Source organism: Pseudomonas sp. NFACC25, assembly GCF_900100935.1.
Classification (GTDB): Bacteria; Pseudomonadota; Gammaproteobacteria; order Pseudomonadales; family Pseudomonadaceae; genus Aquipseudomonas; species Aquipseudomonas marginalis.
In genome coordinates this window covers 230,494-256,885 of sequence record NZ_FMUC01000001.1, presented here as the reverse complement: position 1 = coordinate 256,885, position 26,392 = coordinate 230,494, and the positions used below count along the sequence as shown (strand labels likewise).

General features: G+C 64.3%; 22 protein-coding genes. 18 read left to right on the top strand and 4 right to left on the bottom strand.

The genetic code is table 11. The features are described from left to right. Positions 1 to 7: 7 nt before the first annotated feature. The 4 genes from BLQ09_RS01170 to BLQ09_RS01155 all read left to right on the top strand — a co-directional run bounded on the left by BLQ09_RS01170 (position 8) and on the right by BLQ09_RS01155 (position 5,727). Positions 8 to 784, top strand: a complete 777-nt coding sequence (locus tag BLQ09_RS01170) for an amino acid ABC transporter permease (RefSeq protein ID WP_027607402.1) — start codon at positions 8 to 10, stop codon at positions 782 to 784. A 2-nt stretch (positions 785 to 786) separates the two neighbouring features. Beyond that, positions 787 to 1,566, top strand: a complete 780-nt coding sequence (locus tag BLQ09_RS01165) for an amino acid ABC transporter ATP-binding protein (RefSeq protein WP_027607403.1) — start codon at positions 787 to 789, stop codon at positions 1,564 to 1,566. A 22-nt stretch (positions 1,567 to 1,588) separates the two neighbouring features. Continuing rightward, entirely contained in the window at positions 1,589 to 3,199 is a 1,611-nt protein-coding gene (locus BLQ09_RS01160; protein ID WP_027607404.1) for a gamma-glutamyltransferase family protein, read from the top strand. Positions 3,200 to 3,321: 122 nt separating this feature from the next. After that, positions 3,322 to 5,727: a TonB-dependent receptor gene (locus tag BLQ09_RS01155; RefSeq protein WP_092354873.1), complete on the top strand. Its 2,406-nt coding sequence runs from the start codon at positions 3,322 to 3,324 to the stop codon at positions 5,725 to 5,727. 111 nt (positions 5,728 to 5,838) lie between these two features. Here the strand turns inward: BLQ09_RS01155 and BLQ09_RS01150 are convergent, their stop codons facing one another. The 3 genes from BLQ09_RS01150 to BLQ09_RS01140 are packed head-to-tail and all read right to left on the bottom strand — an operon-like array spanning position 5,839 to position 10,284. Continuing rightward, positions 5,839 to 6,771 (bottom strand): sulfonate ABC transporter substrate-binding protein, encoded by a 933-nt coding sequence (locus BLQ09_RS01150; RefSeq protein WP_092354870.1) that lies wholly within the window; start codon positions 6,769 to 6,771, stop codon positions 5,839 to 5,841. After that, positions 6,768 to 8,108, bottom strand: coding sequence for an LLM class flavin-dependent oxidoreductase (locus BLQ09_RS01145; RefSeq protein ID WP_175472289.1), 1,341 nt, complete (start codon positions 8,106 to 8,108; stop codon positions 6,768 to 6,770). The genes BLQ09_RS01150 and BLQ09_RS01145 overlap by 4 nt, the downstream gene beginning before the upstream one ends. Then, positions 8,101 to 10,284 carry a TonB-dependent receptor gene (locus BLQ09_RS01140; protein ID WP_043293743.1) on the bottom strand — a complete coding sequence of 728 codons (2,184 nt, stop codon included), beginning with the start codon at positions 10,282 to 10,284 and terminating at the stop codon, positions 8,101 to 8,103. The genes BLQ09_RS01145 and BLQ09_RS01140 overlap by 8 nt, the downstream gene beginning before the upstream one ends. Positions 10,285 to 10,492: 208 nt before the next feature. On the opposite strand from BLQ09_RS01140, the gene BLQ09_RS01135 reads away from it, so the two are divergent. Both BLQ09_RS01135 and BLQ09_RS01130 read left to right on the top strand, forming a co-directional pair. After that, positions 10,493 to 11,515 carry a LacI family DNA-binding transcriptional regulator gene (locus BLQ09_RS01135; RefSeq protein WP_092354864.1) on the top strand — a complete coding sequence of 341 codons (1,023 nt, stop codon included), beginning with the start codon at positions 10,493 to 10,495 and terminating at the stop codon, positions 11,513 to 11,515. 29 nt (positions 11,516 to 11,544) lie between these two features. Continuing rightward, complete coding sequence (locus tag BLQ09_RS01130) at positions 11,545 to 12,159, top strand: TetR/AcrR family transcriptional regulator (RefSeq protein WP_027607410.1); 615 nt, start codon at positions 11,545 to 11,547, stop codon at positions 12,157 to 12,159. A gap of 468 nt (positions 12,160 to 12,627) precedes the next feature. Here the strand turns inward: BLQ09_RS01130 and BLQ09_RS01120 are convergent, their stop codons facing one another. Then, positions 12,628 to 15,378 carry a beta-glucosidase gene (locus BLQ09_RS01120; protein ID WP_092354861.1) on the bottom strand — a complete coding sequence of 917 codons (2,751 nt, stop codon included), beginning with the start codon at positions 15,376 to 15,378 and terminating at the stop codon, positions 12,628 to 12,630. Between the two features lie 506 nt (positions 15,379 to 15,884). Between BLQ09_RS01120 and BLQ09_RS01115 the strand changes: the two genes are divergently transcribed. The 12 genes from BLQ09_RS01115 (at position 15,885) to gspD (ending at position 26,136) form a co-directional block, all read left to right on the top strand. Next, positions 15,885 to 16,112: a hypothetical protein gene (locus BLQ09_RS01115; RefSeq protein ID WP_065927288.1), complete on the top strand. Its 228-nt coding sequence runs from the start codon at positions 15,885 to 15,887 to the stop codon at positions 16,110 to 16,112. Between the two features lie 128 nt (positions 16,113 to 16,240). Then, positions 16,241 to 17,971 carry a type II secretion system ATPase GspE gene (gspE, locus tag BLQ09_RS01110; RefSeq protein WP_027607413.1) on the top strand — a complete coding sequence of 577 codons (1,731 nt, stop codon included), beginning with the start codon at positions 16,241 to 16,243 and terminating at the stop codon, positions 17,969 to 17,971. After that, complete coding sequence (gene gspF, locus BLQ09_RS01105) at positions 17,968 to 19,170, top strand: type II secretion system inner membrane protein GspF (protein ID WP_027607414.1); 1,203 nt, start codon at positions 17,968 to 17,970, stop codon at positions 19,168 to 19,170. The genes gspE and gspF overlap by 4 nt, the downstream gene beginning before the upstream one ends. A gap of 20 nt (positions 19,171 to 19,190) precedes the next feature. Continuing rightward, on the top strand, positions 19,191 to 19,616 hold the full coding sequence (gene gspG / locus BLQ09_RS01100) for a type II secretion system major pseudopilin GspG (protein ID WP_027607415.1): 426 nt from the start codon (positions 19,191 to 19,193) through the stop codon (positions 19,614 to 19,616). Positions 19,617 to 19,625: 9 nt separating this feature from the next. Further along, on the top strand, positions 19,626 to 20,057 hold the full coding sequence (locus tag BLQ09_RS01095) for a type II secretion system protein (RefSeq protein ID WP_092354858.1): 432 nt from the start codon (positions 19,626 to 19,628) through the stop codon (positions 20,055 to 20,057). Further along, positions 20,054 to 20,422 carry a type II secretion system protein gene (locus BLQ09_RS01090; protein ID WP_092354855.1) on the top strand — a complete coding sequence of 123 codons (369 nt, stop codon included), beginning with the start codon at positions 20,054 to 20,056 and terminating at the stop codon, positions 20,420 to 20,422. Before BLQ09_RS01095 ends, BLQ09_RS01090 begins: the two co-directional genes overlap by 4 nt. Then, positions 20,419 to 21,048, top strand: a complete 630-nt coding sequence (locus BLQ09_RS01085) for a prepilin-type N-terminal cleavage/methylation domain-containing protein (protein WP_092354852.1) — start codon at positions 20,419 to 20,421, stop codon at positions 21,046 to 21,048. The genes BLQ09_RS01090 and BLQ09_RS01085 overlap by 4 nt, the downstream gene beginning before the upstream one ends. Then, positions 21,045 to 21,770, top strand: a complete 726-nt coding sequence (locus BLQ09_RS01080) for a hypothetical protein (RefSeq protein ID WP_043293746.1) — start codon at positions 21,045 to 21,047, stop codon at positions 21,768 to 21,770. The genes BLQ09_RS01085 and BLQ09_RS01080 overlap by 4 nt, the downstream gene beginning before the upstream one ends. Next, complete coding sequence (locus BLQ09_RS01075) at positions 21,767 to 22,810, top strand: type II secretion system protein GspL (protein WP_027607420.1); 1,044 nt, start codon at positions 21,767 to 21,769, stop codon at positions 22,808 to 22,810. Before BLQ09_RS01080 ends, BLQ09_RS01075 begins: the two co-directional genes overlap by 4 nt. Continuing rightward, the gene (gspM, locus tag BLQ09_RS01070; protein WP_024076406.1) at positions 22,785 to 23,396 is read left to right on the top strand and encodes a type II secretion system protein GspM; all 612 of its coding nucleotides are present in this window, start codon (positions 22,785 to 22,787) and stop codon (positions 23,394 to 23,396) included. The genes BLQ09_RS01075 and gspM overlap by 26 nt, the downstream gene beginning before the upstream one ends. Next, entirely contained in the window at positions 23,393 to 23,917 is a 525-nt protein-coding gene (locus tag BLQ09_RS01065) for a general secretion pathway protein GspN (protein ID WP_092354849.1), read from the top strand. The genes gspM and BLQ09_RS01065 overlap by 4 nt, the downstream gene beginning before the upstream one ends. Continuing rightward, positions 23,914 to 26,136 (top strand): type II secretion system secretin GspD, encoded by a 2,223-nt coding sequence (gene gspD, locus BLQ09_RS01060; RefSeq protein ID WP_027607422.1) that lies wholly within the window; start codon positions 23,914 to 23,916, stop codon positions 26,134 to 26,136. The genes BLQ09_RS01065 and gspD overlap by 4 nt, the downstream gene beginning before the upstream one ends. Positions 26,137 to 26,392: the final 256 nt, after the last annotated feature.

The window sequence follows — 26,392 nt, the reverse complement described above, 5'->3', positions numbered from 1 at the left end:
ACCTGCGATGAATTTCAATTGGGATGTGTTCTGGCAGTACCTGCTGCAGCCCAGCGGGGTTTACCTCACGGGGCTGTGGCTGACCTGCCTGATCAGCGTACTGGCGATGCTGCTGGGCTGCGCGCTGGGGCTGGCGGCGGCGTTGTTGCGCTTGTCGAAGAACCCGCTGTTGCATCTGCCGGTGCGTTTTTACGTGTGGCTGATGCGCGGCACGCCGCTGCTGGTGCAGATCGTGTTTCTGTACACGGCACTGGCGGCGGGCGGGATTTTCCGCTTTGAGGATATCGAGCTGTTCGGCTTGATCGTCCCCGGCAATATCCAGGCGGCGATCATTGCCCTGGGGCTCAACGAAGGCGCGTACATGGCCGAGATCATCCGTGCCGGCATCGGCGCGGTGGACAAGGGCCAATATGAAGCCGGGCGCTCCCTGGGCATGGGCTTCGCCAAGCTGATGCGGCGCATCGTGCTGCCCCAGGCGTTCCGGGTGATCGTGCCGCCGCTGGGCAATGAGTTCAACGTGATGCTCAAGAACACCACCCTGGTCAGCGTGATCGGTGTGCAGGAACTGCTGCTCAGCACCCAGATGATCACCTCGGCCACCTTCCGGGTGTTCGAGCTGTACCTGGTGGTTGCCTTGTACTTCCTGACGCTGACCACCCTCTGGGGCTTTTTCCAGCGCTGGCTCGAAGCCCGTTTCAGCCAGTCCGACCGGCCTTCCGCGCCACCACCGGCAGCCAGCCGCATGTTCGGGCGCAGCACCCTGAAACTGCTGAGGGGACGATAACCATGGCGCACCAAAGTGAAGAGCTGATCATTGAGGCACTGGATATTCAGAAGTCGTTCGGCGCGTTGCAGATCCTCAAGGGTATCTCGCTGCAAGTACGGCGCGGCGAAGTGGTGGTGCTGATCGGCGCCTCTGGCTCGGGCAAGACCACCTTTATCCGCTGCATCAACCTGCTGGAAGACATCCAGGGCGGGCGCATCCGCGTCAACGGCCGCGCCATGGGCTATCGCGAGCGCAGCGACGGCAGCCTGGTGCGTGATTCGGAGCGCAACATCGCCCGCCAGCGCCGCGACATTGGCATGGTGTTCCAGCGCTTCAACCTGTTCCCCCATATGACGGCGCTGGAAAACATCATTGAAGCGCCGATCCAGGTCCTCGGCACGCCACGTGCCGAAGCACTGGAACAGGCCCGTGGCCTGTTGGCGCGGGTCGGCCTGGCGGACAAGGCCAGCCATTACCCGTCGATGCTCTCCGGCGGCCAGCAGCAACGGGTCGCCATCGCCCGCGCCCTGGCGATGAAACCCCAGGCCATGCTGTTCGACGAACCCACCAGCGCCCTCGACCCGGAAACCGTCGGCGAAGTGCTGCAGGTGATGAAAGAGCTGGCCGAGGAGGGCATGACCATGGTGGTGGTCACCCATGAAATGGGCTTTGCCCGGGAAGTGGCAGACCGCGTGGTGGTTCTCGACCAGGGCGAACTCATCGAACAAGGGCCGCCGGAACAGATCTTCAGCCACCCCAGTCATCCCCGGACCCGGGCGTTTCTCAGCCGTGTGTTATGACTTTTTTTGAAGAGCCTTTGCCATGTTGAAATTTTCTGCTCACGAGTATCCCTATCCATCGCAGCGCCAGAGCGTATTTGCCCGCCGTGGCATGGTCGCCGCGTCCCAGCCCCTGGCTGCCCAGGCCGGTATCGAGATCATGCAAAAGGGCGGTAACGCCATCGACGCGGCCATCGCCACGGCGGCCGCGCTCACGGTGGTGGAGCCCACCGGCTGCGGCCTGGGCGGCGATGCGTTTGCCCTGGTGTGGTGCAAGGGCCAGTTGCATGGCCTGAACGGCAATGGCCATGCGCCGGGCGCCTTGAGTGTCGAGGCGGTCAAGGCTGCCGGGCACGATCGGATGCCGCTGTACGGCTGGACCCCGGTGACCGTGCCCGGCTGCCCATCGGCCTGGGCGGAGCTGTCGCAACGCTTCGGCAAGCTGGCGTTTGCCGAGTTGCTGCAACCGGCCATCCGCCTGGCCCGCGAGGGTTTCCCGCTGTCACCGGTGGTTGCCCACCAATGGCAGATCTCCTTGAACGAATTCAGCCCGCACCGCGATGAAGTGCTGCAAGCCTGGTTCGACACGTTCCTCATCGATGGGCGCGCACCCCAAGCGGGCGAGATTTTCCGCAACCCGGCCCAGGCGCGCACCCTGGAAGAACTCGCCGCCAGCCGTTGCGAAAGCCTGTATCGCGGTGCCCTGGCCGCACGCCTGGACGCCCACTCACGGGCCACCGGGGGTTACCTGCGCGCCAGTGATCTCAAGGACTACCGCGCACAGTGGGTGGACCCGATCCACATCAATTATCGCGGTGTCGACGTCTGGGAAATCCCGCCGAGCGGCCAGGGCCTGGTGGCGCTGATGGCACTGAACATCCTCGAAGGCTTCACCTTCGATCACCGCGACAGCCAACAGACCTGGCACCGCCAGCTCGAGGCCATGAAGCTCGCCTACAGCGACGGCCTGCATTACATCACCGACCCGCTGCACATGCGCGTGGCAGTGGCCGACCTGCTCAGCGACGACTACAGCGCGCGCCGTCGCAGCCAGATCGGCGAACAGGCCCAGGCGCCCAAGCCCGGTGACCCGCACGCCAGCGGCACGGTGTACCTGGCCACGGCGGACGCCGAAGGCAATATGGTCTCGTTCATCCAGAGCAACTACCACGGCTTCGGCTCCGGCGTGGTACTGCCCGACAGCGGCATTGCGTTGCAGAACCGTGGGCAGGAATTCAGCCTCGACCCGAGCCACGCCAACTGCCTGGCAGCAGGCAAGAAAACCTTCCACACCATCATCCCCGGTTTCCTCACCAAGGACGGCCAGGCCCTGGGCCCGTTCGGCGTGATGGGCGGCTACATGCAGCCCCAGGGTCACGTACAGATGGTGATGAACCTGGTGGACTTCGGCCTCAACCCCCAGGCCGCACTGGATGCGCCGCGCTGGCAATGGCTGGGCGACATGAAGGTCGGCATCGAGCAGGGTGCCTCCCGCGACCTGGCCAATGCCCTGGCCCGGCGTGGTCACCAGGTGCAGATCGCCAGCGACCTCACCGACTACGGCCGTGGGCAGATCATCCTGCGCGACCCGGTCAGCGGCGTGCTGTGCGGCGGCACCGAACCGCGTGCGGATTCCCATATCGCGGTATGGTAACCAGGGCAGGGCATGGCGCCGCCATTGCCCTGCCATTTTGAAAAAAGTTGGTCGAAGCCTGTCCCCTTTTTTCACCTCGCCTGTCATTCCAGGCAAGTGAACAAAATCGAGAGCTTCTTCCAATGCCCGCAGTCCACACCTTGCGCTTGCGCCCGTTGCTCAAACTGAGCCTGATGCTGAGCCTCAGCGCCAGCCCCTTGTTCGTCCCCGTCAGCTATGCCGAAGACAGCGCCGCGCGCCGCAGCTACCAGGTGCCGGCCGGCAGCCTGAGTGCGGCGTTGACCCGTTTTGCCGGGCTGTCGGGGGTCAACCTGTCGGTGGACCCGGCGCTGGTCAGCGGGCGCAGCAGCAGCGGTTTATCCGGCGAATATGGCGTGGAAGAGGGCTTTGCCCGCTTGCTGCAAGGCTCCGGCCTGCAATTGCAGCCCATGGGGGAGCAGGCCTACATGCTGGTGCCGGTGCCGGAGGGCGGCAGCCTGGAGCTGGCGCCCACGTCGATTCTCGGTACCACCGGCCTGTACGACGGCGACACCTACGCCGGTGGCCAGGTGGCGCGGCGTGGCTCGCAAGGCCTGCTGGGCACCCGGGACTTCATGGAAACCCCGTTCAGCATGACCACCTACACCCAGGACGCGGTGAAAAACCAGCAGGCGCGCACCCTTGGCGACCTGATCGCCAGCGACCCGTCGGTACGCGCCACCAACCCGGCCGGCGGGCGGTATGAGCAGTTCACCATTCGCGGCTTCAGCCTGTTCAACAGTGATGTGTCGTACAACGGCCTGTACGGCGTGCTGCCGACCTACACCATCGACATGGAGATGGCCGACCGCGTCGACATCTTCAAAGGCCCCACCCAGTTGATCAACGGCATCTCGCCGCGCGGCAGCGTGGGCGGCGGGATCAACGTGGTGCCCAAGCGCGCCACCGACAAGGACATCACCTCGTTCACCGGCACCTGGGCCTCCGACAGCCAGGCCGGTGGCGCCGTGGATGTGGGCCGGCGCTTTGGCGAGGACAACAAGTTCGGCCTGCGCTTCAACGGCGTGAAGCAGTCCGGCGATACCGAATGGGACCACCAGAGCGTCGACCGTGAGATGGCCGTGCTGGGCCTGGATTTTCGTGGCGAGCGCCTGCGCCTTTCCACCGATATCGGCCGCACCGAGCGCGACACCGATGCGCCGCAGGAGCGTGTGCAAGTCGCGGCTGCCGCGCCGGTGCCCAGCGCCAACGATGTGCGCCGCAACTATGCGCAGTCCTGGAGCAAGGCCCGCACCAAGGACACCTTCGGTACGCTGAATGCCGAATATGACCTCAGCGATTCGGTGATGCTCTACGGCGGTGTCGGCGCGCGCAAAAGCAACCACGAGTTCCTGCGCCATGCTGTTTCGGTGACCAATGCGGCCGGTGATTTCACCGTGCAGCCCCGGGACTTCACCCGCGATGAAAACGTCCGTACCGCCACGGCCGGCGTGCGTAACTGGTTCCACACCGGGCCGGTGAGCCATGAGGTCAACCTGGCCGCCAGCTACTTCTATATGGACTTCACCAACGGCGGTGCGCGTTATGCCAACGCATCGAGCAATCTCTACAACCCCGTGCAAACCCCGACGCCGTCGGTGGCCACGCGCCAGGATGCGAAGGTCTATACCGAGAACACGTTCAGTGGCGTGGCCTTGTCCGACACCCTGGGTTTCTTCGATGACCGCCTGTTGCTCACCCTCGGTGCGCGCTGGCAGCGCGTGATCGTGGATGACTGGAGCAACGGCATCAAAGGCAAGACCAACTACGACGAAGAAAAGATCTCGCCTTCGGGCGGCCTGCTGTTCAAAGCCACCGACAAGCTGTCGCTGTACGCCAACTACATGGAAGGGTTGAGCCAGGGCAAGATCGCACCGTCCACGTCGAGAAACGAAGACCAGATCTTCCCGCCGTTTATCAGCCGCCAGGTGGAAGTCGGCGCCAAGTACGACGCCGGTGCCTTCGCCGTCACCGCCGCGGTGTTCCGCATCAAGCAACCGGCCTACGAGACCAACGCCACGTCGCGGCTGTTCGGTCCCAATGGCAAGCGCCAGAACACCGGTGCGGAGCTGAGCGTGTTCGGCGAACCCCTCAAGGGCGTGCGCCTGCTCGGCGGCGTGATGTACATCGACAGCAAATTGAAGGACACCACCAATGGCGCCTGGGACGGCAACCGCGCGCCGGCCACGCCCAAGTACAACGTCAACCTCGGTGCCGAGTGGGATGTCCCGACCCTCGAAGGCCTGACCCTGACCAGCCGTGGCATCCACTCCAGTTCTCAATACCTGGACCAGTCCAACGTCAAGGAAATCGACGCCTGGAACCGCATCGACGTCGGCGCCCGCTATGCGTTCAAGGTCGATGAGAAGCACATCACCCTGCGGGCGAATGTGGAAAACGTCGCCGACAAGCGCTACTGGAGTTCGGCCGGCGCATCGGATGACAGCGAGCCGGGGCTGACCCTGTCGACCCCGCGCACCTATCTGCTGTCTGCCACCGTCGACTTTTAGACGCGGATTAAAAATGTGGGAGGGGGCTTGCCCCCGATTGCGGCGGTTCAGTTGGAGCATCCTTGACTGACACACCGCTATCGGGGGCAAGTCCCGTCCCATATTTGGATCTCAGTTGGCTTGGGAATTCCACATGGCCTTCTTCACCTCAATGGCCTTGGGCAACAACCGATTCTGGAAAAACAGATCCGCCGTCGCCTGCTGCGCCTCAATAATCTTGTCATCAATCGGCAAAATCGGCGAAGGCGGGCGGTTGTCCATGTAGCGCGCAACCACCTCGGCGGGCAGGCCCATGAACTCGGTCAGTACGTTCAGGTTGTCTTCGCGCTGGCTGCGGGTAAGGGCTTCGGCGGCGGTGAGTTCGTCGAGCAGGTCATGGATAAAGGCACCGTTGTCCCGCGCATACGCGCGCCGGGCGGTGTACACCGGACCCGACAAACCCAAGCCTTCGCCATTGGCCAGCACATGGCTGGGGCTCTGGCTCAAGGCGAGTGACGAGTAGGGCTCCCAGATCGCCCAGGCATCGACGCTGCCTTGTTCGAACGCCGCTCGTGCATCGGCCGGCGGCAGGTACACCGGTTGGATGTCCTTGTAGCTCAGGCCGGCGTTGTTCAGCGCGCGCAGGATCAGGTTGTGGGAGCTGGAACCCTTCTGGAACGCCACTTTCTTGCCCTTGAGGTCCGCCACCGAATGCAGCGGGCTGTCATTGCGCACCAGGATCGTCTCGGCGCTGGGCTTGGGCGGTTCGGCGCCGATATAGACCAGGTCGGCCCCGGCGGCTTGGGCGTACAGCGGCGGGATGTCGCCGGTGGAACCCACATCCAGTGCCCCCACGTTCAGCGCTTCAAGCATCTGCGGGCCGGCGGGGAATTCGATCCACTTCACCTCCGTCTTCGGGAAACGCTTTTCCAGCAGTTCGTGTTGCTTGGCGAGGACCAGGGCGATGGAGCCTTTTTGGTAGCCGATACGCAGGGTGGCGGGGTCGGCGGCCAGGGCGGTTTGCGTCACCGCCAGCAGGGCCAGAATCAGTGCGGGGATTTTCATGCTCTAGCCTCTGTAAAACGATGGGCCGGGCGCGCCAGGCCGAGGTTTTCGCGCAAGGTGGAACCGCTGTATTCAGTGCGAAACAGGCCGCGCCGCTGCAGCTCCGGCACCACCCCTTGCGCGACGTCTTCCAACCCACCCGGCAAGTGCGGCACCAGGATATTGAAACCATCGGCCGCGCCGTTTTCGAACCAGTTCTGCAGCTCATCGGCAATCTGCGCAGGCGTGCCGATCAGGCTGTAATGCCCGCGGCCCCCGGCAATTCGCCGACCCAATTGCGCGAGGGTCAGTTGCTCACGATCGGCCAAGTCACTCAGCAGTTGCTGGCGACTGCGTTGCCCGCTGTCGGTCAACGGCAGCGCCGGCAACGGCCCGTCCAGCGGGTAGCCGGACAGGTCGAAATTGCCCAGCATGCGCCCCAGCAACGCGACGCCCACCTCAGGTTCGACGAGATCCTGAAACGCCTCGAATTTGGCCTGGGCCTCGGCCTCGGTCGCCCCGACCACCACAAACACGCCGGGCATGATTTTCAGCGAATCCGACCCGCGCCCGTACCGGCTCAAGCGGCCCTTGAGGTCGGCATAAAACGCCTGGGCATTGGCCAGCGAGGTCTGTGCGGTAAACACCACCTCGGCGGTCTGCGCGGCCAGTTCACGGCCGGCTTCGGACGAGCCGGCCTGCACGATCACCGGCTGGCCCTGGGGCGAGCGCGCCACATTCAGCGGGCCCTTGACCCGGAAGTGTTCGCCCACGTGGTCCAGCACATGCAGTTTCGTCGGGTCGTAATAGTTGCCGCTGGCCTTGTCGCGCACAAAGGCATCGTCTTCCCAGCTGTCCCACAGCCCGGTCACCACCTGATGAAACTCCCTGGCGCGGCTGTAGCGTTCGCCATGGCCGAGGTGTTCGTCGCGGCCAAAATTCTGCGCTTCGGCGGCGTTGTCCGAGGTCACCAGGTTCCAGCCCGCACGCCCGCCGGACAGGTGATCCAGCGAAGCGAACTTGCGCGCCACATGGTAGGGCTCGTTGTAGCTGGTGGTCGCCGTGGCGATCAGGCCGATGTTATCGGTCACCGCACTCAGTGCCGAGAGCAGGGTGAGCGGCTCGAAATGATCCGAGCGCGCCATATGGCTGGCGATCTCACCAGTGGCAGCGGCGATGCTGTCGGCCACGAACAGCGCATCGAACTTCGCCGCTTCGGCCACCCGTGCCAGGTGTTTGTATTGGGCGAAATCCAGCCCGGCATCCGCCGGCACGTCCGGGTGGCGCCAGGCGGCGACATGGTGCCCGGTGGCCATGAGAAAGGCGCCGAGTTTCAGTTGACGGCTCATGCTAGAAATCCTTGCGCAGTTGCACGCCGAAGTAACGCTCATCGTCACGGGGTACGGCGCGGTAGATGTAGTTGCCGCCACTGGCCAGCAGCGGTGAGTAGGACTTGTCGGCGAGGTTCTTGGCCAGCAACGCCACGCGCCAACCGTTGGTGTAGTCGGCCAGGGCCACGCTGGCGTTCCAGATGCCATAGGCGCCTTGCTTGGTGTCGACGTTCTGACTGATGTCGTACTGTACTTCGCTCTGCCAGCTGTAGTCGGTGCCCAGTTCGATGTCCAGGCCGTTATCCAGCGGGATCGTGTAGTCGGCGCGCACGTAGCTTTTCCAGTCCGGGCTGAAGGGCAGTGGCTTGCCATTCACGTTGCACGTCGCCGCTGCACCGGCCGGGCAGGCGAACTCATCAATGCGCGCACGGGTGTAGGCCAGGGCGCCGGAGAGCTTGAGTTGCTGGGTGGCCTGCAGGGCGTAATCCAGCTCGACGCCTTCGGTGCTGACGCTGCCGGCGTTGATCAGGCGGGTCACGACCTGGCCGGCGACGGTGTCGAAAAAGTTCGCCTGGTAGTTGTCGTAGTCGCTGCGGAATATCGCCAGGTTGGTGGTCAGGCGGTTGTTCCAGGCGGTGGCCTTGATCCCGGCTTCCCAGGTGTTGGAGGTTTCCGGCTTGAGCGCGTCGGTGTCGCGCGGCTGCATATTGAAGAACACGTTGTAGGCCGGGCCCTTGTAGCCGCGCGAGTAGGTGAGGTAGCTGGTGACACTGTCGCTGAGGTCGTACTGCACCCCGAGGCGGCCTGACCAGCCGTCTTCGTCCACCGAGCCGGAGCTGGAGGTGGCCGGTTGAATCCCGCTGACCGTGGTGGCCGAGGTGGAGACGCGGCGGTGATCGTATTTCAGCTCATCGTGGGTGTAGCGTAGGCCGGCGATGCCACGAAAGCGCGAGGTGAAGTTCAGCGTGGTCTCGCCGAACACCGCGTAGCTGTCGCTGGTGGTGCTGTAGTCGGCGATGCCACGGTCGGTGCGCGTGGTGGTCGTGAGCGTGCGCTGATAGGTTTCCTCGTCCTTGCCGTGCATGTAGAACAGGCCGCCGACGTATTCCAGGAACTCACCCTTGGGCGAGGCCAGGCGCAGTTCCTGGGAGTATTGGTCGAAAGCCAGCTCGCCCTTGTCGGCGGTGCCGGGGAAGGCGGCGGTCACTGTGCCGAGGCGGTCGCCGTCCTGGTACTGGGTGTTGTCCCAGCCGCGCCAGGCGGTGATCGAGGTCAGGGTGTAGTCGCCGAGGTTCCAGTCCAACTGAGCGGACAAGCCTTTGTTGGTGTCCTCGACATGGCTGCGCGTATCGGTGTTGATGTCGCGGTTGTCGCCGGAGGCGCGCACCGGGCTCAAGGCATTGCTGAAGGCCGGGCTCAGGGACTTGCTGACCACGCCATTCGGCGCATCGTCGTGGGACTGCATGTAGTCGGCGATCAGGGTCAGTTTCACGTCATCGTTGGGGGTGAATTCCAGCTTGCCGCGGATGCCCTTGTGGTTGTAGCCGTTGACCTCCTGGCCGTTGTGCTGGTTATCGACGTTACCGTCGTAGCTGCCGAACAGCGTGCTGATCGAGCCCTTGAGCACCTCCGGCACCAGGCTGCCGCCGATGCCGAAACGGGTGCGGCTTTCGTTGCCGCTGTAGTACGCCTGGTCGATATAGCCGTGGGTCTCGGCGGTGGGCGCCTTGCTGGTGATGTTGAGCACGCCGGCCGAGGCGTTCTTGCCGAACAAGGTGCCTTGCGGGCCGCGCAGCACTTCGATGCGTTCCAGGTCCAGCAGGTCGAGGGTGGCCTGGCCGGGGCGCGCATAGACCACGCCGTCGATCACCGTGGCCACCGTCGGCTCCACCCCAGGGGAGGTGGAAATGGTGCCCACGCCGCGCACGAACAGCGAGGTGTCCTTGTTCGAGGCGCCGGTGCGGAAGTTCAGCGACGGCACTTGCTGGGCGATGCTGGCCACGCCGTTGCGGTTGTCGCGCTCCAGTTGTTCGCCGTCCAGCACCGAGACCGCCACCGGGACTTTTTGCAGGGATTCTTCACGCCGGGTGGCGGTGACCGTCACCGCTTTGAGCGTGGGTTCCTGCTCGTCGGCGGCAAAGGCGCCGGGCACGGGGAGGGCGGTCAGACCGGCGAGAAGGAATAAGTGCGTGTGCCTGTGCATGGTGTGTTCGCTCGAAAAAATGCCCTGGACCGCTGCGGCTCTCACGACCGTCAGCGCCTGTAAGACTGTCGTGGGCATTCGCTTGAGCGAGTAGCAGACAGCGCGCTTTGTTAGCGCTAACATCGGTATTATTGGTAGCTCGGGTTTAGAGCGTCAAAGACTTAAAAATTATTCCTATATTCTTTTTTGTTGTTAGCAGGATGGTCCCGTGAGCGAAGACAAACCGCGTAAACGCCGTGGCGCCGGGCGCGTCACCTTGAACACCGTGGCCCGCCAGGCCGGGGTGTCGGCGATCACCGTGTCGCGCTATTTCAACCAGCCGGAGCAGGTCTCGCCCGAGCGTCGCGAGCGCATCGCCGAGGTGGTGGCCGAGCTGGGTTATGTGCCCAACCTGGTGGCCGGCGGGCTGGCGTCGGCGCGGGGGCGGATCGTGGCGATGGTGATCCCGAACATCTCGGGGCCGATCTTCGCCAACACGATCCAGGGCTTCAGCGACACCCTCAGTCGCCATGGGTATCAGCTGTTGCTGGCGTCCAGTTACTTCAGCGCCGAGCAGGAAGAAAGCGCGGTGCGCGCGTTCCTCGGCTGGTCGCCGGCGGCGCTGGTACTGACCAGCCGCTTCCACAGTGCAGGCACCGAAAAGATGATCGCCGACACCGAGATCCCGGTGGTGGAAACCTGGGACTACGTGCCCGAACGCGCGCCGGTGCAGATCGGTTTTTCCCACTACGACGTCGGCGTCACGGCCGCGCGCTACCTGCATGGCAAGGGCTATCGGCGCATGGCCTTCGTGCAGAACAGCGCCACGGGCGACTTCAGCGCGCTGGAGCGGGGCGATGGGTTTGCCGCGACCCTGATCGAACTGGGTGTACAGCCCCGGGTCTTCGTCCCGGACGCCGACAGCGCGCCTTTCGAGGCCGGCAAGCAGGCGATGCAAGCCCTGATGAACCACGCCACCCCGCCTGACGCGATCTTCTTCGCCAATGACAACCTCGCCGCCGGTGGTTTGCTGGCCGGGCAGCGTTCCGGGTTAAAGTGCGCGGTGCTCGGGTTCGGTGATTACCCGTTTGCCGAAATGCTGTTGCCCAGCCTGAGTACAATCAAACCGCCGGCCCTGGAGATCGGCGTACTGGCGGCAACCCGCGTGCTGGAAAGCCTCGGCGTGTTGCCGGATGCCGTACAGCGTTTGAACCTGTTGGATTGCCGCTTGATCGAACGGGAAAGCGCCTGAGCTTTTTTATCGCCCACTAGGACCTGCCCATGACCGAACCCGCCCCCAAGACCCGCCGCGCCCCCAAAGGTGAAAAACGCCGCGAAGAGCTGCTGGACGCGGCCCTGCAGGTGTTTTCCCTGGAAGGCTACAGCGGCGCCTCGATGGCCCAGGTGGCGGCGATCGTGGGTATTTCGGTGGCCGGGCTGCTGCATCATTTTCCCAGCAAGATCTCGCTGTTGATGGGGGTGTTGCAGCGTCGCGATGAGGTCAATCAACGGATTGCCGATGAGGTACGTGCGGAGAAAACCCTCAATGGCCTGCTCGGCAGCCTGCGTGCGATCAATCGTTCGAATGCCACGGCACCGGGCGTGGTGCGCGCGTTTACCATCTTGAATGCCGAAAGCCTGCTGGACACCCAACCGGCCTGGGCCTGGTTCCAGGCGCGCTATGCGGCGATTCACCAGCGCATGCAGGGGCAGTTTGCCGACCTGGTCGCGGCGGGGGAGGTGCGCAGCGATGTGGACATCGCCGGGCTGGTGGAAGAAATCCTGGCCATGATGGATGGCCTGCAGATCCAGTGGCTGCGGTTTCCCGAGCAGGTGGACCTGGTGGCGCGGTTTGACAGCTACATCGCGCGGGTCGAGGCAGCCATCAGAACCTGAGTCGAACACAGTCAACATGTGGGAGGGGGCTTGCCCCCGATGGCGGCCTCTGGGCCGACCATGTGCTGGGGTTGGAATGAGTACATATCCGTTGCTGCGGTAACGGCTACTTAGGGTTCCGCTCTTACAGCGGGTCACTTTTGGAAGAGCGCCAAAAGTAACCAAAAACGCTTCGCCCCACCACTCGGCACCTCGCCTAGGCTCGGTGTGCCCGTAATCCGACAGTGATGTGGGGGGCCGCCGCCACGCGCCATCCATGGCGCGGGGCGGCTAAACCGGCATCCCTGCCGGTTTACCCCCCAAATCACTATCGAATTCCGGCCAGCGTGGTTAACGGGGCGCCTGAGATCAAGATCAAAAGCAAGATCAAGATCAAGGGCGGCTCGCTTCGCATCGTGGTTAGCGTTGGCTGCTACACAGTTGTGTAGATACCCATGCTCATCGGGGGCAAGCCCCCTTCCACAGGGATCAGTTGCCGGTGGCACTGCCCTGGCTGCTGTCATCGCTCATGTCATAGCCATCACCGTCGCTGGTGCCGCTGTCGCCTTCGTTTTGATGCAGCACACCGCCGGTCTTCACCGTCGATTCACGCAGCGTCGAGTTGAGCGCCGAGCGCGGCAGCGGGTTGCTGGTGGTGGTCGACAGTTCCTGGCGGAACGGGTTGACCAGCTTGGCGTTCAGGCGAATATCCTGGGACGACGCGCCCACCGACAGGTTGAAGCTGTCGGCATCCACCACCCATTGCTTGCTCGCTACGTCGTAGTAGGCCAGCGAGCGATCGTTGAGCTCGATGGTCACGCGCTTGCTCTCGCCCGGCTTGAGGAACACCTTCTTGTAGCCCTTGAGTTCCTTGATCGCGCGTTCGACTTTCGGGTTGTTCTGGCCCACGTACAACTCGGCCACTTCGGCACCCGCGACCTTGCCGGTGTTGGCCAGGTCGAACGACACCTTGATCGGCGCACCGGCCACCGCCACCCCAGGGGTCACGCTGATATTGCTGTAGCCGAAGGTGGTGTACGACAAGCCGTAGCCGAACGGGTAGAGCGGCTTGATGCCCTTTTTCTCGTAGCCGCGATAGCCCAGGAACAGATCGTCCTTGTAGCTCATCTCGGCCAGGGTTTCCTGGTTGTCGAACTTGGGGAAGGTCGCGTAGATCGGGTTGTCTTCGATGTTGCGCTCGATGCTGATCGGCAGCTTGGCCGACGGGTTGACCTTGCCCAGCAGGATCTCCGCCAGGGCCTGGCCGCCGTTCTGCCCAGGGTAGAACGCATGCAGCGCGACCGGTACCTGATCGATCCAGTCGCTCATCTTCAGGCCGGTACCGCCGTGCAGGGTGACCACGGTATTCGGGTTGACCTTGGCGATGCTCTGGATCAGCAGGTTCTGGTATTCGGGCAGGTCGAAGCTGTGGTCGAAGCCTTCGCCTTCGTACTCATTGCTGTTACCGGCCGCGACCAGTACCGCGTCGTACTTGGCCAGGTCCTGCGGTGCCACCAGCGACGCCCAGCTCATCTGCACACCGACGAGGCCGCCCATGGTCGACAGGTAGCCGTTGCGGCGTGAATATTCCAGCTTGATGTCGACCGGTTTGCCGGCTTCCAGGTTGACCTTGGCAAACACCGGGATGGTCGGCGGAATGCTGTTGTTCGGCAGCGGTTTGCCGTCGCCGTTGTCGAGGACTTTCTTGCCGTTGACGTAGAGGCGCACGGCGCCGTCGGCACGCACCTTGAACACCTGCTCGCCGCTGACCGTCGGGGTGATCTGGCCGCTGTAGCGAATCGAGGTGGCGGCGGTATCGCCGTTCACCGGCAGGCTGTCGGTGGACCAGTCCAGGTCGACATGGGGGTCGGTGCGGCTGGCGGCCGGGTCGCCGGACCAATTGGTGTTGCTGAAGAACTCGGTCTTCAGGCCTTTGACGCTGTTGCCATTGCCGTCGGCATGGGTCCAGGTCGAGGTGGCCGGGTCCAGGGACAGCCCGTCGATGAACTCGACCTTGGCGCCTGGCGCCAGTTGCTGCAAGCCGCTCAGCTCACTGATGTAGTTGGCGGCCATGACGTTGGCGCTGCCGAAACCGGTAGGCGGCGCGTACTTGGCCAGGGTGCCGACCACGGCGATGCGCTTGACTTTCCTGGCGTCCAGCGGCAGCAGGCTGTTCTGGTTTTTCAGCAGCACGATGCCTTCGCGGGCGGCGTTCAGGGCCACGCGGTTGCTGGTGGCGCTGTTCATGTTGTGGCTGGTCAGCGGCGCCTTGCTGTCGAACTTGTACAGGTAGATCTGCTTGAGGATGCGGCGCACCTTGTCATCGATGGTCGCGCTGCTCAGCTCGCCGCTGTCCAGGTACGGCTTGAGGATGGTGCTGTTCATCTGGTAGCCCATCATGTCCAGGTCGGTACCCGCCTGTGCCGCCGGCAAACCGTCGACCACCGCGTTGTAGTCGCTCTGCACGAAGCCCGGGTAGCCCCATTCGGTCTTGAGGATGTCACGCATCAGGTGCTTGTTCTGGCACGCGAACTCGCCGTTCACCTTCTGGAAGGCGCACATCATCATCGCGACTTTGCTGTTCTTCGAGGCGGACTCGAACGGCGGCAGGGTCATCTCGCGCAGCACGCGTTCGCTGATGATTTCATTGAGGTGGAAGCGGTTGCTTTCCTGGTCATTGGCGGCGAAATGCTTGGCGTTGGCCCACACGCCACGGGACTGAATGCCGTTGATCACGGCCGGCGCCAGGCTGGCGCCGAGGAACGGGTCTTCACCGGACAGGTACTCGAACGCCCGGCCGCTGTACGGCATGCGGTACAGATTCACCCCAGGGCCGGTGACGAACTGATAACCACCGCTGGCGGTGTCATAGCCCAGGGCACGGCCCAGGTCGATGGCGCGCCGTGGGTTCCAGCTGGCGGCCAGGTTCGGCCCCGACGGGTAGACCACGCCCTGGGCGTTGCCTTCGCTGGTGTAGCGCACGCCCACACCGCCATCGGCGCCGTGGATCTGCGGGATACCGTACTGGGTCAGTGGCTTGACGTCCCAGCCACCGGTGCCGCCGATGTAGGCGAGTTTTTCTTCCAGGGTCATCTTCGCCAGGGTCTTGTCCGCGGCTTTTTCCGCGCGGCTGACCCGACCTTCATCCAGGGCCGGGCTGGTGGCTGCATGCACCTGGGACACGGCCAGTGCCAGCAGGGCGAAAGCCGACTGTGCACCGATCATTTTGCGTTTATTCATGGGTCTCTCCGACAACAGTTCAGTAAACAGGGCGCGCCGAGAAGTGCGTGTTGCACTGCACCTCGTCACTTTTTTCGGGCAATAGTTGCCCGTGATCGCAATTTTTAAGCGATGGCTAATTGCAACTATTTGGCGAATTTCGCAGTTTTATAAGTGTAATAATTGTATTAGTTATTGTTGTGGATAGTGTCTAAGCGATATCACGAGATGGCATTTTGAACCGCAAAAACCGCATAATTAAGGCAATTCTTGCGGTTATAAGTCAAACGAAAGCTAATTTTTGCGTGAAATAAGAAATATTTTCTTACCTTTCGGAACTAAGGCTAAACCTACCAGTCGATTGGTTTAAGAAAATTTATCGAGTCGTGGCTAACTAGTGGCATTGCTCGGTAGTTCTAAAGTGCCATGTTTACACAAGCTGTCATACACAACGCTTTGGTGTAGGGTCTTGATCGAGTTCAAGGCGCCACTTGGGCTATCTGCTGTTTTTGATCTGGAGAAAGTTGATGAAGATTTCCCTGTTGGGTGCCGGTGTTGTATTGGGCGTTGCGCTAAGTGGCGCGGCGATGGCGGCGGAGTCTACGGACGCCGATGCGAAATCCGGCGCCGCCGATTCCACGGTGCTGACCCAGGCCCACGATGCCAAGGCCGTCAAAAAACAGAAGGCTGAAACCACCAAGGGTGGGCGGCCGCTGAGCCAATCTGCTACCTCTAAAACAGCGCCAACCAAGTAAGCCTGACGCCCTGTAGGAGCGAGCTTGCTCGCGAAAGTATTCCAAGCGCATCGCGGCGTCGGATGTACCTTTTTCGCGAGCAAGCTCGCTCCTACAGGGGGCTCATATAGCCCCTCAGATTTTTACCCATGCCCAGCTCCTCAACACCTCTCAATGCCTGCCAACTGCACATCCCGCACACCGAACAGGTCTGCGCGTGGCTGATGCAACATGCCGGCTTGAAAACCGTTGACCTGGAGCGCGCCCGACGCTTGTCCCAGGAGGGCGGTGACACCGAATTACTGGGCCTGCTCACGCGCCTGGGGCTGGTTTCCGAAGTGGAACTGGCCCGTGCCTGGGCCGACCTGCTCGGCGCACCGCTGCTGTTGGCTGATGCCGCGCCGCCGCTGTTGGACCCGTTGCCGGTGTTGACCGAGCGTTTCATGCGCCACTACCAGGTGGTGCCCGTGGGCTGGAGCCAGGGCGGCCTGCGGGTGCTGGCGGCCAACCCGTCGCTAGTGTATCCGTTCCAGGCCATGGCCTATGCCTGTGGCGTGCCGGTGTGGCTGGCGGTGGGGCCGCGCAACGAAGTCGAATCCCTGATCGAGCGTTACTACGGCCAGGGCCGTTCGGCCATGGGCACCCTGATCGAAAACCTCGACGAGCAGGGCGGTGCCCTGGAAGACATCGAGCACCTCAAGGACATGGCCTCCGAAGCGCCGGTGATTCGCCTGGTCAACCTGATCCTGCAGCGCGCGGTGGAACATCGCGCCTCGGACATTCATATCGAACCCTTCGAAAACCAGCTCAAGGTGCGCTACCGCATCGATGGCGTGCTGCATGAAGCCGAGGCGCCGCCGTCCAGCTCTTCAGCGGCGGTGATTTCGCGGGTGAAGATCATGGCGCGCCTGGACATCGCCGAGCGGCGCCTGCCCCAGGACGGGCGCATCATGCTGCGCATCCAGGGCAAGGAGCTGGACTTGCGGGTGTCCACGGTGCCCACCAGTTTTGGCGAATCGGTGGTCATGCGTTTGCTCGACCGCCAGACCGTGCAGTTCGATTTTCAGAGCCTGGGCTTCGATGGCCAGCGCCTGGAAGCCTTCCTCGAAGTGCTCGAACGGCCCCACGGTATCCTGCTCGTCACCGGGCCCACCGGCTCGGGCAAGACCACCACCCTGTACACCGCGCTGTCGCGGCTCAATACCGCCGAGCGCAAGATCATCACCGTGGAAGACCCGGTGGAATACCAGCTTGAGGGCATCAACCAGATCCAGGTGAAACCGGCCATCGGCCTCGACTTCGCCGGCGCGCTGCGCTCCATCGTGCGCCAGGACCCGGACGTGATCATGATCGGTGAAATCCGCGACCTGGAAACCTGCCGCATCGCCATCCAGTCGTCCCTCACCGGCCACCTGGTGCTCTCGACCCTGCACACCAACAGCGCGGCGGCGAGTATCACGCGCTTGCTGGACATGGGTGTCGAAAGCTACCTGATTGCCTCGACCGTCAACGGCATCCTCGCCCAGCGCCTGGTGCGGCGCCTGGACCCGGCCACCCGCGAAGCCTTCGAAGCACCCGCGGAGTTGATCGCCGAACACGGCCTCGACCGGTTTACCGAGCAGCGTCCGATCATGCTTTATCGCCCCCGCGCCGATGCGCCGGGCGGTGGCTACCACGGCCGCAGTGCGATCACTGAACTGCTGGTGATGAACGACGAACTGCGCAGCCTGTTGATGCGCCAGGCCGACGCCGCCACCCTCGAACAGGCCGCCCGCCGTGGCGGCCTGCGGACCTTGCATGAAGAAGGCCTGCGCCAGGCCGTGGCCGGTGTCACCTCACTTGAAGAAGTGCTGCGCGTCACCCGGGGAGAGGGCGCATGAGCCTGTTCAAATACCGCGCCCTCGACAGCCAGGGCCAGGCGCAAAACGGCACCCTCGAAGCCAAGGACCAGGACGCTGCAGTCGCCGCGCTGCACAAGCGCGGTTTGCTGCTGTTGCAGATCGAGGTGGCGGGCGCCCAGGGCCTGCGCAAGGCCTTTGGCCGGGGTCAGTTGAATGGCGCGGCGCTGGTCAGTTTCACTCAACAATTGGCCACGCTATTGGGCGCCGGCCAGCCGCTGGAACGCTCCCTGGGCATCCTGCTCAAGCAGCCCGGCCAGCCCCAGACCCGCGCGCTGATCGAGCGCATCCGCGAACAGGTCAAGGCCGGCCAGCCGTTATCCAAGGCGCTGGAGGCGGAGGGCAGCCAGTTTTCGCCGCTGTACCTGAGCATGGTCCGCGCCGGCGAGGCGGGCGGCGCCCTCGAAGACACCCTGCGCCAGCTCAGCGACTACCTGGAGCGCAGCCAACTGCTCAGGGGCGAAGTGATCAACGCGCTGATCTACCCGGCGTTTCTGGTGGTCGGCGTGCTCGGTTCGCTGGCGTTGCTGCTGGCCTATGTGGTGCCGCAGTTCGTGCCGATCTTCAAGGACCTGGGCGTGCCGATTCCACTGATTACCGAGGTGATCCTGGGCCTCGGCCAATTCCTCGGGGCCTACGGCCTGGCGGTGCTGGCCGGGTTGATTGTCGGCGCCTGGGCCCTGGCCGCGCGGCTGCGCGATCCCCAGCGCCGCGAACGTTATGACCGCCGCGTGCTGGGCATCCGCATCATCGGCCCGTTGCTGCAACGGGTCGAAGCCGCCCGCCTGGCCCGCACCCTCGGCACCTTGCTGAGCAATGGTGTGGCGCTGCTGCAAGCGCTGGTGATTGCCCGCCAGGTCTGCACCAACCGCGCCCTGCAAGCCCAGGTCGCCCAGGCCGCCGAGTCGGTCAAGGGCGGCGGCACCCTGGCCAGCGCCTTCGGCAGCGAGCCGTTGCTGCCGGATCTGGCGTTGCAAATGATTGAAGTCGGCGAACAGGCCGGCGAACTCGACAGCATGCTGCTCAAGGTCGCCGAGGTGTTCGACGTCGAGGCCAAACGCGGCATCGACCGCCTGCTCGCCGCGCTGGTGCCGTCCCTGACCGTGGTCATGGCGGTGCTGGTGGCGGTGATCATGCTGGCGATCATGCTGCCGCTGATGAGCCTGACCAGCAATATATGAACCCTTAAGGAAACACGCTGATGCGCCATACCCGATTCAAGCCCGCCCGCCGCCAGGGCGGTTTTACCTTGCTGGAAATGCTCGCGGTGATCGTGCTGCTGGGCATTGTCGCGACCATCGTGGTACGCCAGGTCGGCGGCAACGTGGACAAGGGCAAGTACGGCGCGGGCAAGGCCCAGCTGGCCAGCCTGAGCATGAAGATCGAAAGCTACGGCCTGGACGTCGGCTCGCCGCCCAAGAGCCTGCAGCAACTGGTCGACAAGCCGGGCAACAGCGCCGGTTGGGCCGGGCCGTATGCCAAGCCGTCGGACCTCAAGGACCCGTTCGGCCATGCCTTCGGCTATCGCTTCCCCGGTGAGCACGGTGCGTTCGACCTGATTTTCTACGGTCAGGACGGCCAGCCCGGCGGCGAAGGCTACAGCGCCGACCTGGGCAACTGGGAATAACCCACGACCATGGCCAACGCCCAACGCGGCTTTACCTTGCTGGAAATGCTGGTGGTGATCGTCTTGATCAGCATCGCGGCCGGCTTGGTAGGGTTTGGCCTGCAACAAGGCCTGCGCGCGGCCAAAGAGCGCCAGGCCGTCGGGCAGGTGGTCGAGGCGTTGCGCAGCACGCGGGCGCGGTCGATTGTCAGTGGCACTACCGAAAGCACGGTGTTCGATTTGCGCAACCTCAGCGTGCAGGCGCCGGGCCGTCCGAAAAAGTATTGGCCGGCCGGGCTGCAAGTGACCCTGCACACCGCCGAGCAAGCCGGCGCGGCGGTGGATTTCTACCCCGATGGCAGCTCCACCGGCGGCCACGTGTTGCTGGCCAACGGCAGTCGGCGTTGGCGCATCGACATCGGCTGGCTGACCGGCAGCGTCGAATCCAAGGCCCTGCCATGAAGCGCCAGGCGGGTTTCACCCTGCTGGAAATGCTCGCCGCGCTGACGCTGATGGCGATCTGTAGCACGGTGCTGCTGGTTGCCTTCGGCCAGAGCGCGCGCTCGTTGTTGCAGGTGGCCCACAGCGACCGCTTGACCCATGCCGCCTTGAGTGTGATGGATCAGGAAGGCATGGGCCCTTTGGCCAGCGGTACACGGCAGGGCGAGTTGGACGGCATCGCCTGGCAACTGCGTATCGCCCAGCAGCCCAGCCGGATCGGCCAGGCCCATCTGTTTCGCCTGGACCTCACCGTCAGCGAAGGCCCGCGCCAGGCCCGTTTCAGCACCTTGAAACTGCGCGCTGCCGGCGTCGGTGCCGGCTTGTGAAGGCGCGTCAGCAGGGCTTTACCTTGCTTGAGATCATGATCGTACTGAGCCTGCTCGGGGTGTTGCTGACCCTGGTCGGCGGTGCGTTGCTGGGCGCCAATCGCGCCGTGCTCAAGGCCCAGCGCTACACGGTCAGCCTGGATGAAATGCGTGCCGCGCAGCAGTTTTTGCGTACCGCCATCAGCGAGGCGTTGCCGCTGGACGTGACCGAGGACGACAGCCAGACCGATGGCTTTTTCGCCGGTGGGCCCCAGCGCATGCAGTTTGTCGCGACCTTGCCGGGTGTGCTCGGCGGCGGGATTCAGCGCTTCACCTTGCAGTTGGTGGGCCCTGAATCGCAGCGCGATTTGCAGGTGGCGTTCGCGCGGTTTGAGTCCCCCGCGCAAGTCAGCGTCCCGGCCTCGCGCAGTGAGCCGCAGGTGTTGTTGAAGGATATCGAGGACCTGCAATTCAGCTATCGCGGGGTGTCGCCCAAGGGCCAGGCCACCGGCTGGATCAGTGAGTGGCCGTGGACCAAACGCTTGCCTTACGCAGTGCGGATTGACGCACGGGTGAACGGGCCGGTGCCGTGGGTGACCCAGGTGGTTGCCTTGCGCCTGAACCTGTCCGGCGGGGCACCCGAATGATCCGCCATCAACGCGGTGTAGCCCTGCTGCTGGTGCTGTGGGTGCTGGCCTTGCTCAGCCTGTTGCTCGGCGGTTTGGCCGGCTGGGTGCAACTGGAAACACGCCAGGCCGCCTGGCACCGCCAGCATACCCAGGCGGTGCTGGCGGCCGAGGCCGGGGTGGCGCTGGCGATGCAGGCCGTCGCCGACCCGTTGCAGCGCAAGCAGTGGATTGCCGACGGGCGTGAAATTCCGCTGGTGTTCGACGATGCGCAGCTGCGCGTCAGCCTGCACAGCGAGCGCGGCAAGTTGTATTTGAACAGCGCCGAAGTGGGTGATTTTGCCCGCCTGGCCCTGGCCTGCGGTGCGACCCAGGCCCAGGCCAACCACCTCGCCAGGGCCCTGGAGGTGCGGCGTAACCAGGGCCTGGCGCCGTTTCGGGTGGTGGAAGAGGTGCGCCAACTGCCGGGCATGACCCAGGCGTTGTACAGCGAACTGGTGCCCGAGATCAGCCTGTGGAGCGGCCTGGACCGGCCCGATCCGGCATTCGCCAGTGCCTTGATGCGCCGCGCACTGAACCTGCCGCACCAGAACGCGGTGGGGGCCGATCCCGGCGACGTGCTGGTGGTCAGTAGCCGCGCCCAACGTCCCGGCGGTTACCACGCCCAGGTGCAGGCCACCGTGTTATTGAGCCCCGCGCAAGGCAGCGCACAACCTTATCGAGTCTTACGTTGGCAAGAATGAACGAACAGTTAACCGCACGGCTTCAGGCGCTGGCGCAGCCCATCACCCAGCGCTGGCGCGGCAGCCTGCTGCAATTGGGCTGGCGCCTGTGGCTCAAGGAGCTGCGTGGCTGCCTGCCGGCATGGTTGTCTTTTGCCGAGATCCCCGAGCATGCCTACGCCTGGCCGCTGACCGACGCGGTGGAAAAGCTGCCTGGCGAAGCGCGTCAGGTGCTGGTGCTGCCGCCTGAAACGGTGTTGGTGCAAACCCTGCAATTGCCCCCGGCGGCGGCGCGCAACCTGTCGACAGTGGTGGGCTATGAACTGGACCGCTTCACGCCGTTCGACGCCGCCCAGTTGTACTTTGTCGCGCGCCAGGAGCGCCGCACCCCCACGCACCTGCACGTCACGCTGGTAGCGATCCTGCGTGAGCGCCTCGATCAGATCCTCAATGACTGCGCGGTCCTCGGCTTGCAGCCCCATGCCGTGGATGTCGCAGAGAGCGCAGGCAAACCCATGGGCATCGACTTGCTGCCGGCGCCGTTGCGTCCCCGTCAGCGTCCCCAGGGCAAGGGCCTGCAACGCAGCCTGCCGTGGTTGTGCGGCGCGTTGCTGATCGCGGCGATGCTGCTGTGGCTCAACGACCGCCAGCGCGTGCTCGATGCCATGCAACACAGCGTGCGCGAGCAGAAAGCCCAGGTCGCCGAGATCCAGGCCCTGCGCCAGCAATTGCTCAATACCCGTGGCGCCGCCCAGTACCTGATTCGCCGCAAGGCCGCCCAACCGCCGTTGGCGGCGCTGCTCAGCGAGCTGACCGCGTGCCTGCCCTCGGACACCTGGCTCGACCAGTTGGAAGTCAACGACGGCGCCGACGTGTCCTTCTCCGGGCAGAGCGCCAAGGCCAGTGCCTTGATCACTCGGATCAAGGGCTGCCGCAGCCTGGAAAACGCCCAGTTCGAAGGGGTGATCCAACCCGATGCGCAAACCGGCAAGGATCAATTTTCCTTGCGCGCCCACCTGCACCAGGAGGCCGCCGATGCGCCGACCACTGACACCCCGTGAGCGCCGTGGCGCGGCCCTGATCGCCCTGGCCCTGGTGCTCGGCGCCGGTTACTGGCTGTTGATCGACAGCTGGTTCGCCGGCCCCTTGCGCAGCATGGGCGAGCAGGCCGAGCAGCTGCGTGAACAGCAGCAACGCTACGCCGGCGTGTTGCGCCAGGGCGACAGCCTGCGCCAACAGTTGGAACAGGCGCGGCAGGACCCGGCCAGCAGCACCAGCCTGTTGCCCGGCGACGACCCAAGCGCGGTGGCGGCGGACCTGATGCAGCGCATCGCCGACCTGATCAACAGCCGCGCCGGCCTCGGTGGCGGTTGCAGCCTGACCCAGCGCATGCCCATCACCCCGGAGCAGGACGACGCCGAGCCCTATCGTCAGGTCAAGGTCAGCCTGACCCTTAACTGCGCCATCGAGCCCTTGACTGCGATCCTGCATGAGTTGGAGTACCAGCGGCCGTTTCTGTTTGTCGATGAGATGAGCATTCGCCGCCCACCGAACGCACCGGCCAGTGGCGGCGCCGGGCAACTGGTGGTGCACCTGTTGGTGCGCGGTTACCTGCAACCGGCCGCCGCCCGGCAGGTGCAACGATGATCCATGCATTGCGTCCCCTGGAATGGCTGTTGCTCGGCGTGGCCGGGCTGTTGGGCCTGCTGATGGTCGGCATCCTCAGCAGCATCGGCGATGCGCCGCAATGGTTGCCGGCGCCAGAGCCCGATGCGCGCGCCAACACCGCCGCCAAGGTGCTGGTGGCGCCGAGCGCGACCCTTGAAAGCCTGGCCGGCACCTGGCAGGCGCCGCTGTTCAGCCCCGACCGCAGCCCCGACCGTGCCGTGGGCCAGGCCGGTGTTTCCAGCCTGTCGAGCCTGGTGCTGACCGGGATCGTTCTCGACGGCGACCTGCGCGTGGCGCTGCTCAAGCGTGCCGATGGCCCGCCGCTCAAAGTCCAGCAGGGCCAGACCCTGCCCAACGGCTGGCGCCTGGAACAGCTGACGCCCCGCGATGCCCGTTTTGTCCTCGACGGCCGTACGCAAACCCTGAGCCTGCGGGCCCTGCGCTTGCCGCCGCCGTCCACCACACCCCCGATTACCCTTCCTCACGAGTCCACCCCTTGATCGATACCTTCCCTGGCGCCTTGCGCACCACCGTGTTGTGCCTGGCCACCGCCGTTTCCCTCGGTGGCTGCGGCACCTTCCCCGAGCATCTCGACCCGGACGAGGCCCTGCTGCATGAGGCGATGCAGGGCACCGGTTCGCAACGCCCACCCGTGGACCCGGCCAGCGAACAGGCGCCGGTCGACAGCGGCCAACCCCAGGCGAAGACACCGCCCCAGCGCCAGTTGATACGCGGCAACCAGCAGTTCGTGCGCCAACCGGCAGCAGTCTCGGCCGCCAAGGAGGAGGGCAGCGGCGACATCGTGTTCAACTTCGCCGACCAGCCGATCGAAGCGGTGATCAACAGCGTGATGGGCGACCTGCTGCACGAGAACTACAGCATCGCCCAGGGCGTGAAGGGCAATGTCAGCTTTTCCACGTCCAAGCCGGTGAACAAGCAGCAGGCCTTGTCGATCCTGGAGACCCTGTTGTCGTGGACCGACAACGCCATGATCAAACAGGGCAACCGCTATGTGATCCTGCCGGCCAACCAGGCGGTGGCGGGCAAGCTGGTGCCGGAGATGCGCGTGTCGCAGCCCTCCAGCGGTTTGTCGGCACGCCTGTTTCCGTTGCGTTATATCTCGGCCACCGAGATGCAGAAACTGCTCAAGCCGTTCGCCCGCGAGAATGCGTTCCTGCTGGTGGACCCGGCGCGCAATGTGTTGAGCCTGGCCGGCACCCCCGAGGAACTGGCCAATTACCAGGACACCATCGACACCTTCGACGTGGACTGGCTCAAGGGCATGTCGGTGGGCGTGTTCGGCCTGCAACGGGCGTCGGTGGCCGAGCTGATGCCCGAGTTGCAAAAAATGTTCGGCCCCGACAGCGGCATGCCCCTGGCCGGCATGGTGCGCTTCTTGCCCATCGAGCGGACCAACTCGGTGGTGGCGATCTCGTCGCAGCCGCAGTACCTCAGTGAAGTCGGCGACTGGATCCACACCATCGACGAAGGCGGCGGCAACGAGCCGCAGATGTACGTCTACGACGTGCGCAACATGAAGGCCACCGACCTGGCCAAGTACCTGCGCCAGATCTACGGCACGGGCGCGATCAAGGACGATACCCCGGCCAAGGTCGCCCCCGGTTTGCGCACCGCGACCTTGTCCTCGCCGGGCACCAACAGCACCTCCGGCAGCACGCCCGGTGGCCTGAGCAACAACCTCAATGGCAACCCACCCGCCGCCGAGGATGAGGAGCAGGAGCCCGAGGCCGAGCAGGACACCGCCGAGCAGGGCGCGAGCGAAGACGCCCCGGCCAAAAGCCTCGACGCCGGCACCCGCATCACCGCGCAAAAAAGCAGTAACCAACTGCTGGTCCGCACCCGCCCGGTGCAGTGGAAAGAGATCGAATCGGCGATCAAACGCCTCGACAACCCACCGCTGCAAGTGCAGATCGAAACGCGCATCCTCGAGGTCAAGCTCACCGGTGAACTGGACCTGGGCGTGCAGTGGTACCTCGGCCGCCTGGCTGGTAATTCCACCAGCACCACCGTAGCCAACACCGCCGGCAGCCAGGGCGCGTTGGGCGGCGGCGGGGCAGGGTTGGGCGCGACGGATTCGTTGTTCTACTCCTTCGTCAGCTCCAACCTGCAAGTGGCCCTGCACGCCCTCGAAACCAACGGCCGCACCCAGGTGCTGTCGGCGCCGTCGCTGGTGGTGATGAACAACCAACCGGCGCAGATCCAGGTGGGCGACAACATCCCGATCAGCCAGACCACGGTCAACACCGGCACCTCCGACACCACCTTGAGCAGTGTTGAATACGTGCAGACCGGGGTGATCCTCGACGTCGTGCCGCGGATCAATCCGGGTGGACTGGTGTACATGGACATCCAGCAGCAGGTCAGCGATGCCCAGGACCAGCAGGCGTCCAGCAACGACACCCAGGCCAACCCGCGTATCTCCACGCGTTCGGTATCCACCCAGGTCGCGGTGCAGAGCGGGCAGACAGTGCTACTGGGCGGGTTGATCAAGCAGGACAACGCGGAGAGTGTCAGTGCGGTGCCTTACCTTGGGAAAATTCCGGGGTTGCGCTGGTTGTTTGGCAATACCAGCAAGTCCAAGGACCGCACGGAATTGATTGTGCTGATTACCCCTAGGGTGATTACCAGCAGCAGCCAGGCGCGGCAGGTGACGGATGACTATCGCCAGCAGATGCAGTTGTTGAAGCCGGCTAACTGAAATGTGGGAGGGGCGGTGCGACGATTCGACTTGCCCCCGATGGCGGCCTCTGGGCCGACCATTTTTTTGGATTGGACCGGGTACATATCCGTTGCTGCGGTAACGGCCGCTATGGGTTCCGCCCTTACGGCGGCTCACTTTTGGACAGCGCAAAAGTAAGCAAAACGCTTCGCCCCACCACTCGGCACCTCGCCTAGGCTCGGTGTGCCCGTAATCCGACAGTGATGTGGGGGGCCGCCGCCACGCGCCATCCATG

What these genes read in the sequence shown, in the direction of transcription:
- BLQ09_RS01170 (WP_027607402.1), top strand. Translation starts at nt 8, where the DNA reads ATGAATTTCAATTGGGATGTGTTCTGGCAGTACCTGCTGCAGCCCAGC.
- BLQ09_RS01080 (WP_043293746.1), top strand. Translation starts at nt 21,045, where the DNA reads ATGATCCGCCATCAACGCGGTGTAGCCCTGCTGCTGGTGCTGTGGGTG.
- BLQ09_RS01115 (WP_065927288.1), top strand. Translation starts at nt 15,885, where the DNA reads ATGAAGATTTCCCTGTTGGGTGCCGGTGTTGTATTGGGCGTTGCGCTA.
- BLQ09_RS01090 (WP_092354855.1), top strand. Translation starts at nt 20,054, where the DNA reads ATGAAGCGCCAGGCGGGTTTCACCCTGCTGGAAATGCTCGCCGCGCTG.
- BLQ09_RS01065 (WP_092354849.1), top strand. Translation starts at nt 23,393, where the DNA reads ATGATCCATGCATTGCGTCCCCTGGAATGGCTGTTGCTCGGCGTGGCC.
- BLQ09_RS01165 (WP_027607403.1), top strand. Translation starts at nt 787, where the DNA reads ATGGCGCACCAAAGTGAAGAGCTGATCATTGAGGCACTGGATATTCAG.
- BLQ09_RS01160 (WP_027607404.1), top strand. Translation starts at nt 1,589, where the DNA reads ATGTTGAAATTTTCTGCTCACGAGTATCCCTATCCATCGCAGCGCCAG.
- gspM (WP_024076406.1), top strand. Translation starts at nt 22,785, where the DNA reads ATGCGCCGACCACTGACACCCCGTGAGCGCCGTGGCGCGGCCCTGATC.
- BLQ09_RS01120 (WP_092354861.1), bottom strand. Translation starts at nt 15,378, where the DNA reads ATGAATAAACGCAAAATGATCGGTGCACAGTCGGCTTTCGCCCTGCTG.
- BLQ09_RS01130 (WP_027607410.1), top strand. Translation starts at nt 11,545, where the DNA reads ATGACCGAACCCGCCCCCAAGACCCGCCGCGCCCCCAAAGGTGAAAAA.
- gspG (WP_027607415.1), top strand. Translation starts at nt 19,191, where the DNA reads ATGCGCCATACCCGATTCAAGCCCGCCCGCCGCCAGGGCGGTTTTACC.
- BLQ09_RS01140 (WP_043293743.1), bottom strand. Translation starts at nt 10,284, where the DNA reads ATGCACAGGCACACGCACTTATTCCTTCTCGCCGGTCTGACCGCCCTC.
- gspF (WP_027607414.1), top strand. Translation starts at nt 17,968, where the DNA reads ATGAGCCTGTTCAAATACCGCGCCCTCGACAGCCAGGGCCAGGCGCAA.
- BLQ09_RS01075 (WP_027607420.1), top strand. Translation starts at nt 21,767, where the DNA reads ATGAACGAACAGTTAACCGCACGGCTTCAGGCGCTGGCGCAGCCCATC.
- gspE (WP_027607413.1), top strand. Translation starts at nt 16,241, where the DNA reads ATGCCCAGCTCCTCAACACCTCTCAATGCCTGCCAACTGCACATCCCG.
- BLQ09_RS01095 (WP_092354858.1), top strand. Translation starts at nt 19,626, where the DNA reads ATGGCCAACGCCCAACGCGGCTTTACCTTGCTGGAAATGCTGGTGGTG.
- BLQ09_RS01155 (WP_092354873.1), top strand. Translation starts at nt 3,322, where the DNA reads ATGCCCGCAGTCCACACCTTGCGCTTGCGCCCGTTGCTCAAACTGAGC.
- BLQ09_RS01150 (WP_092354870.1), bottom strand. Translation starts at nt 6,771, where the DNA reads ATGAAAATCCCCGCACTGATTCTGGCCCTGCTGGCGGTGACGCAAACC.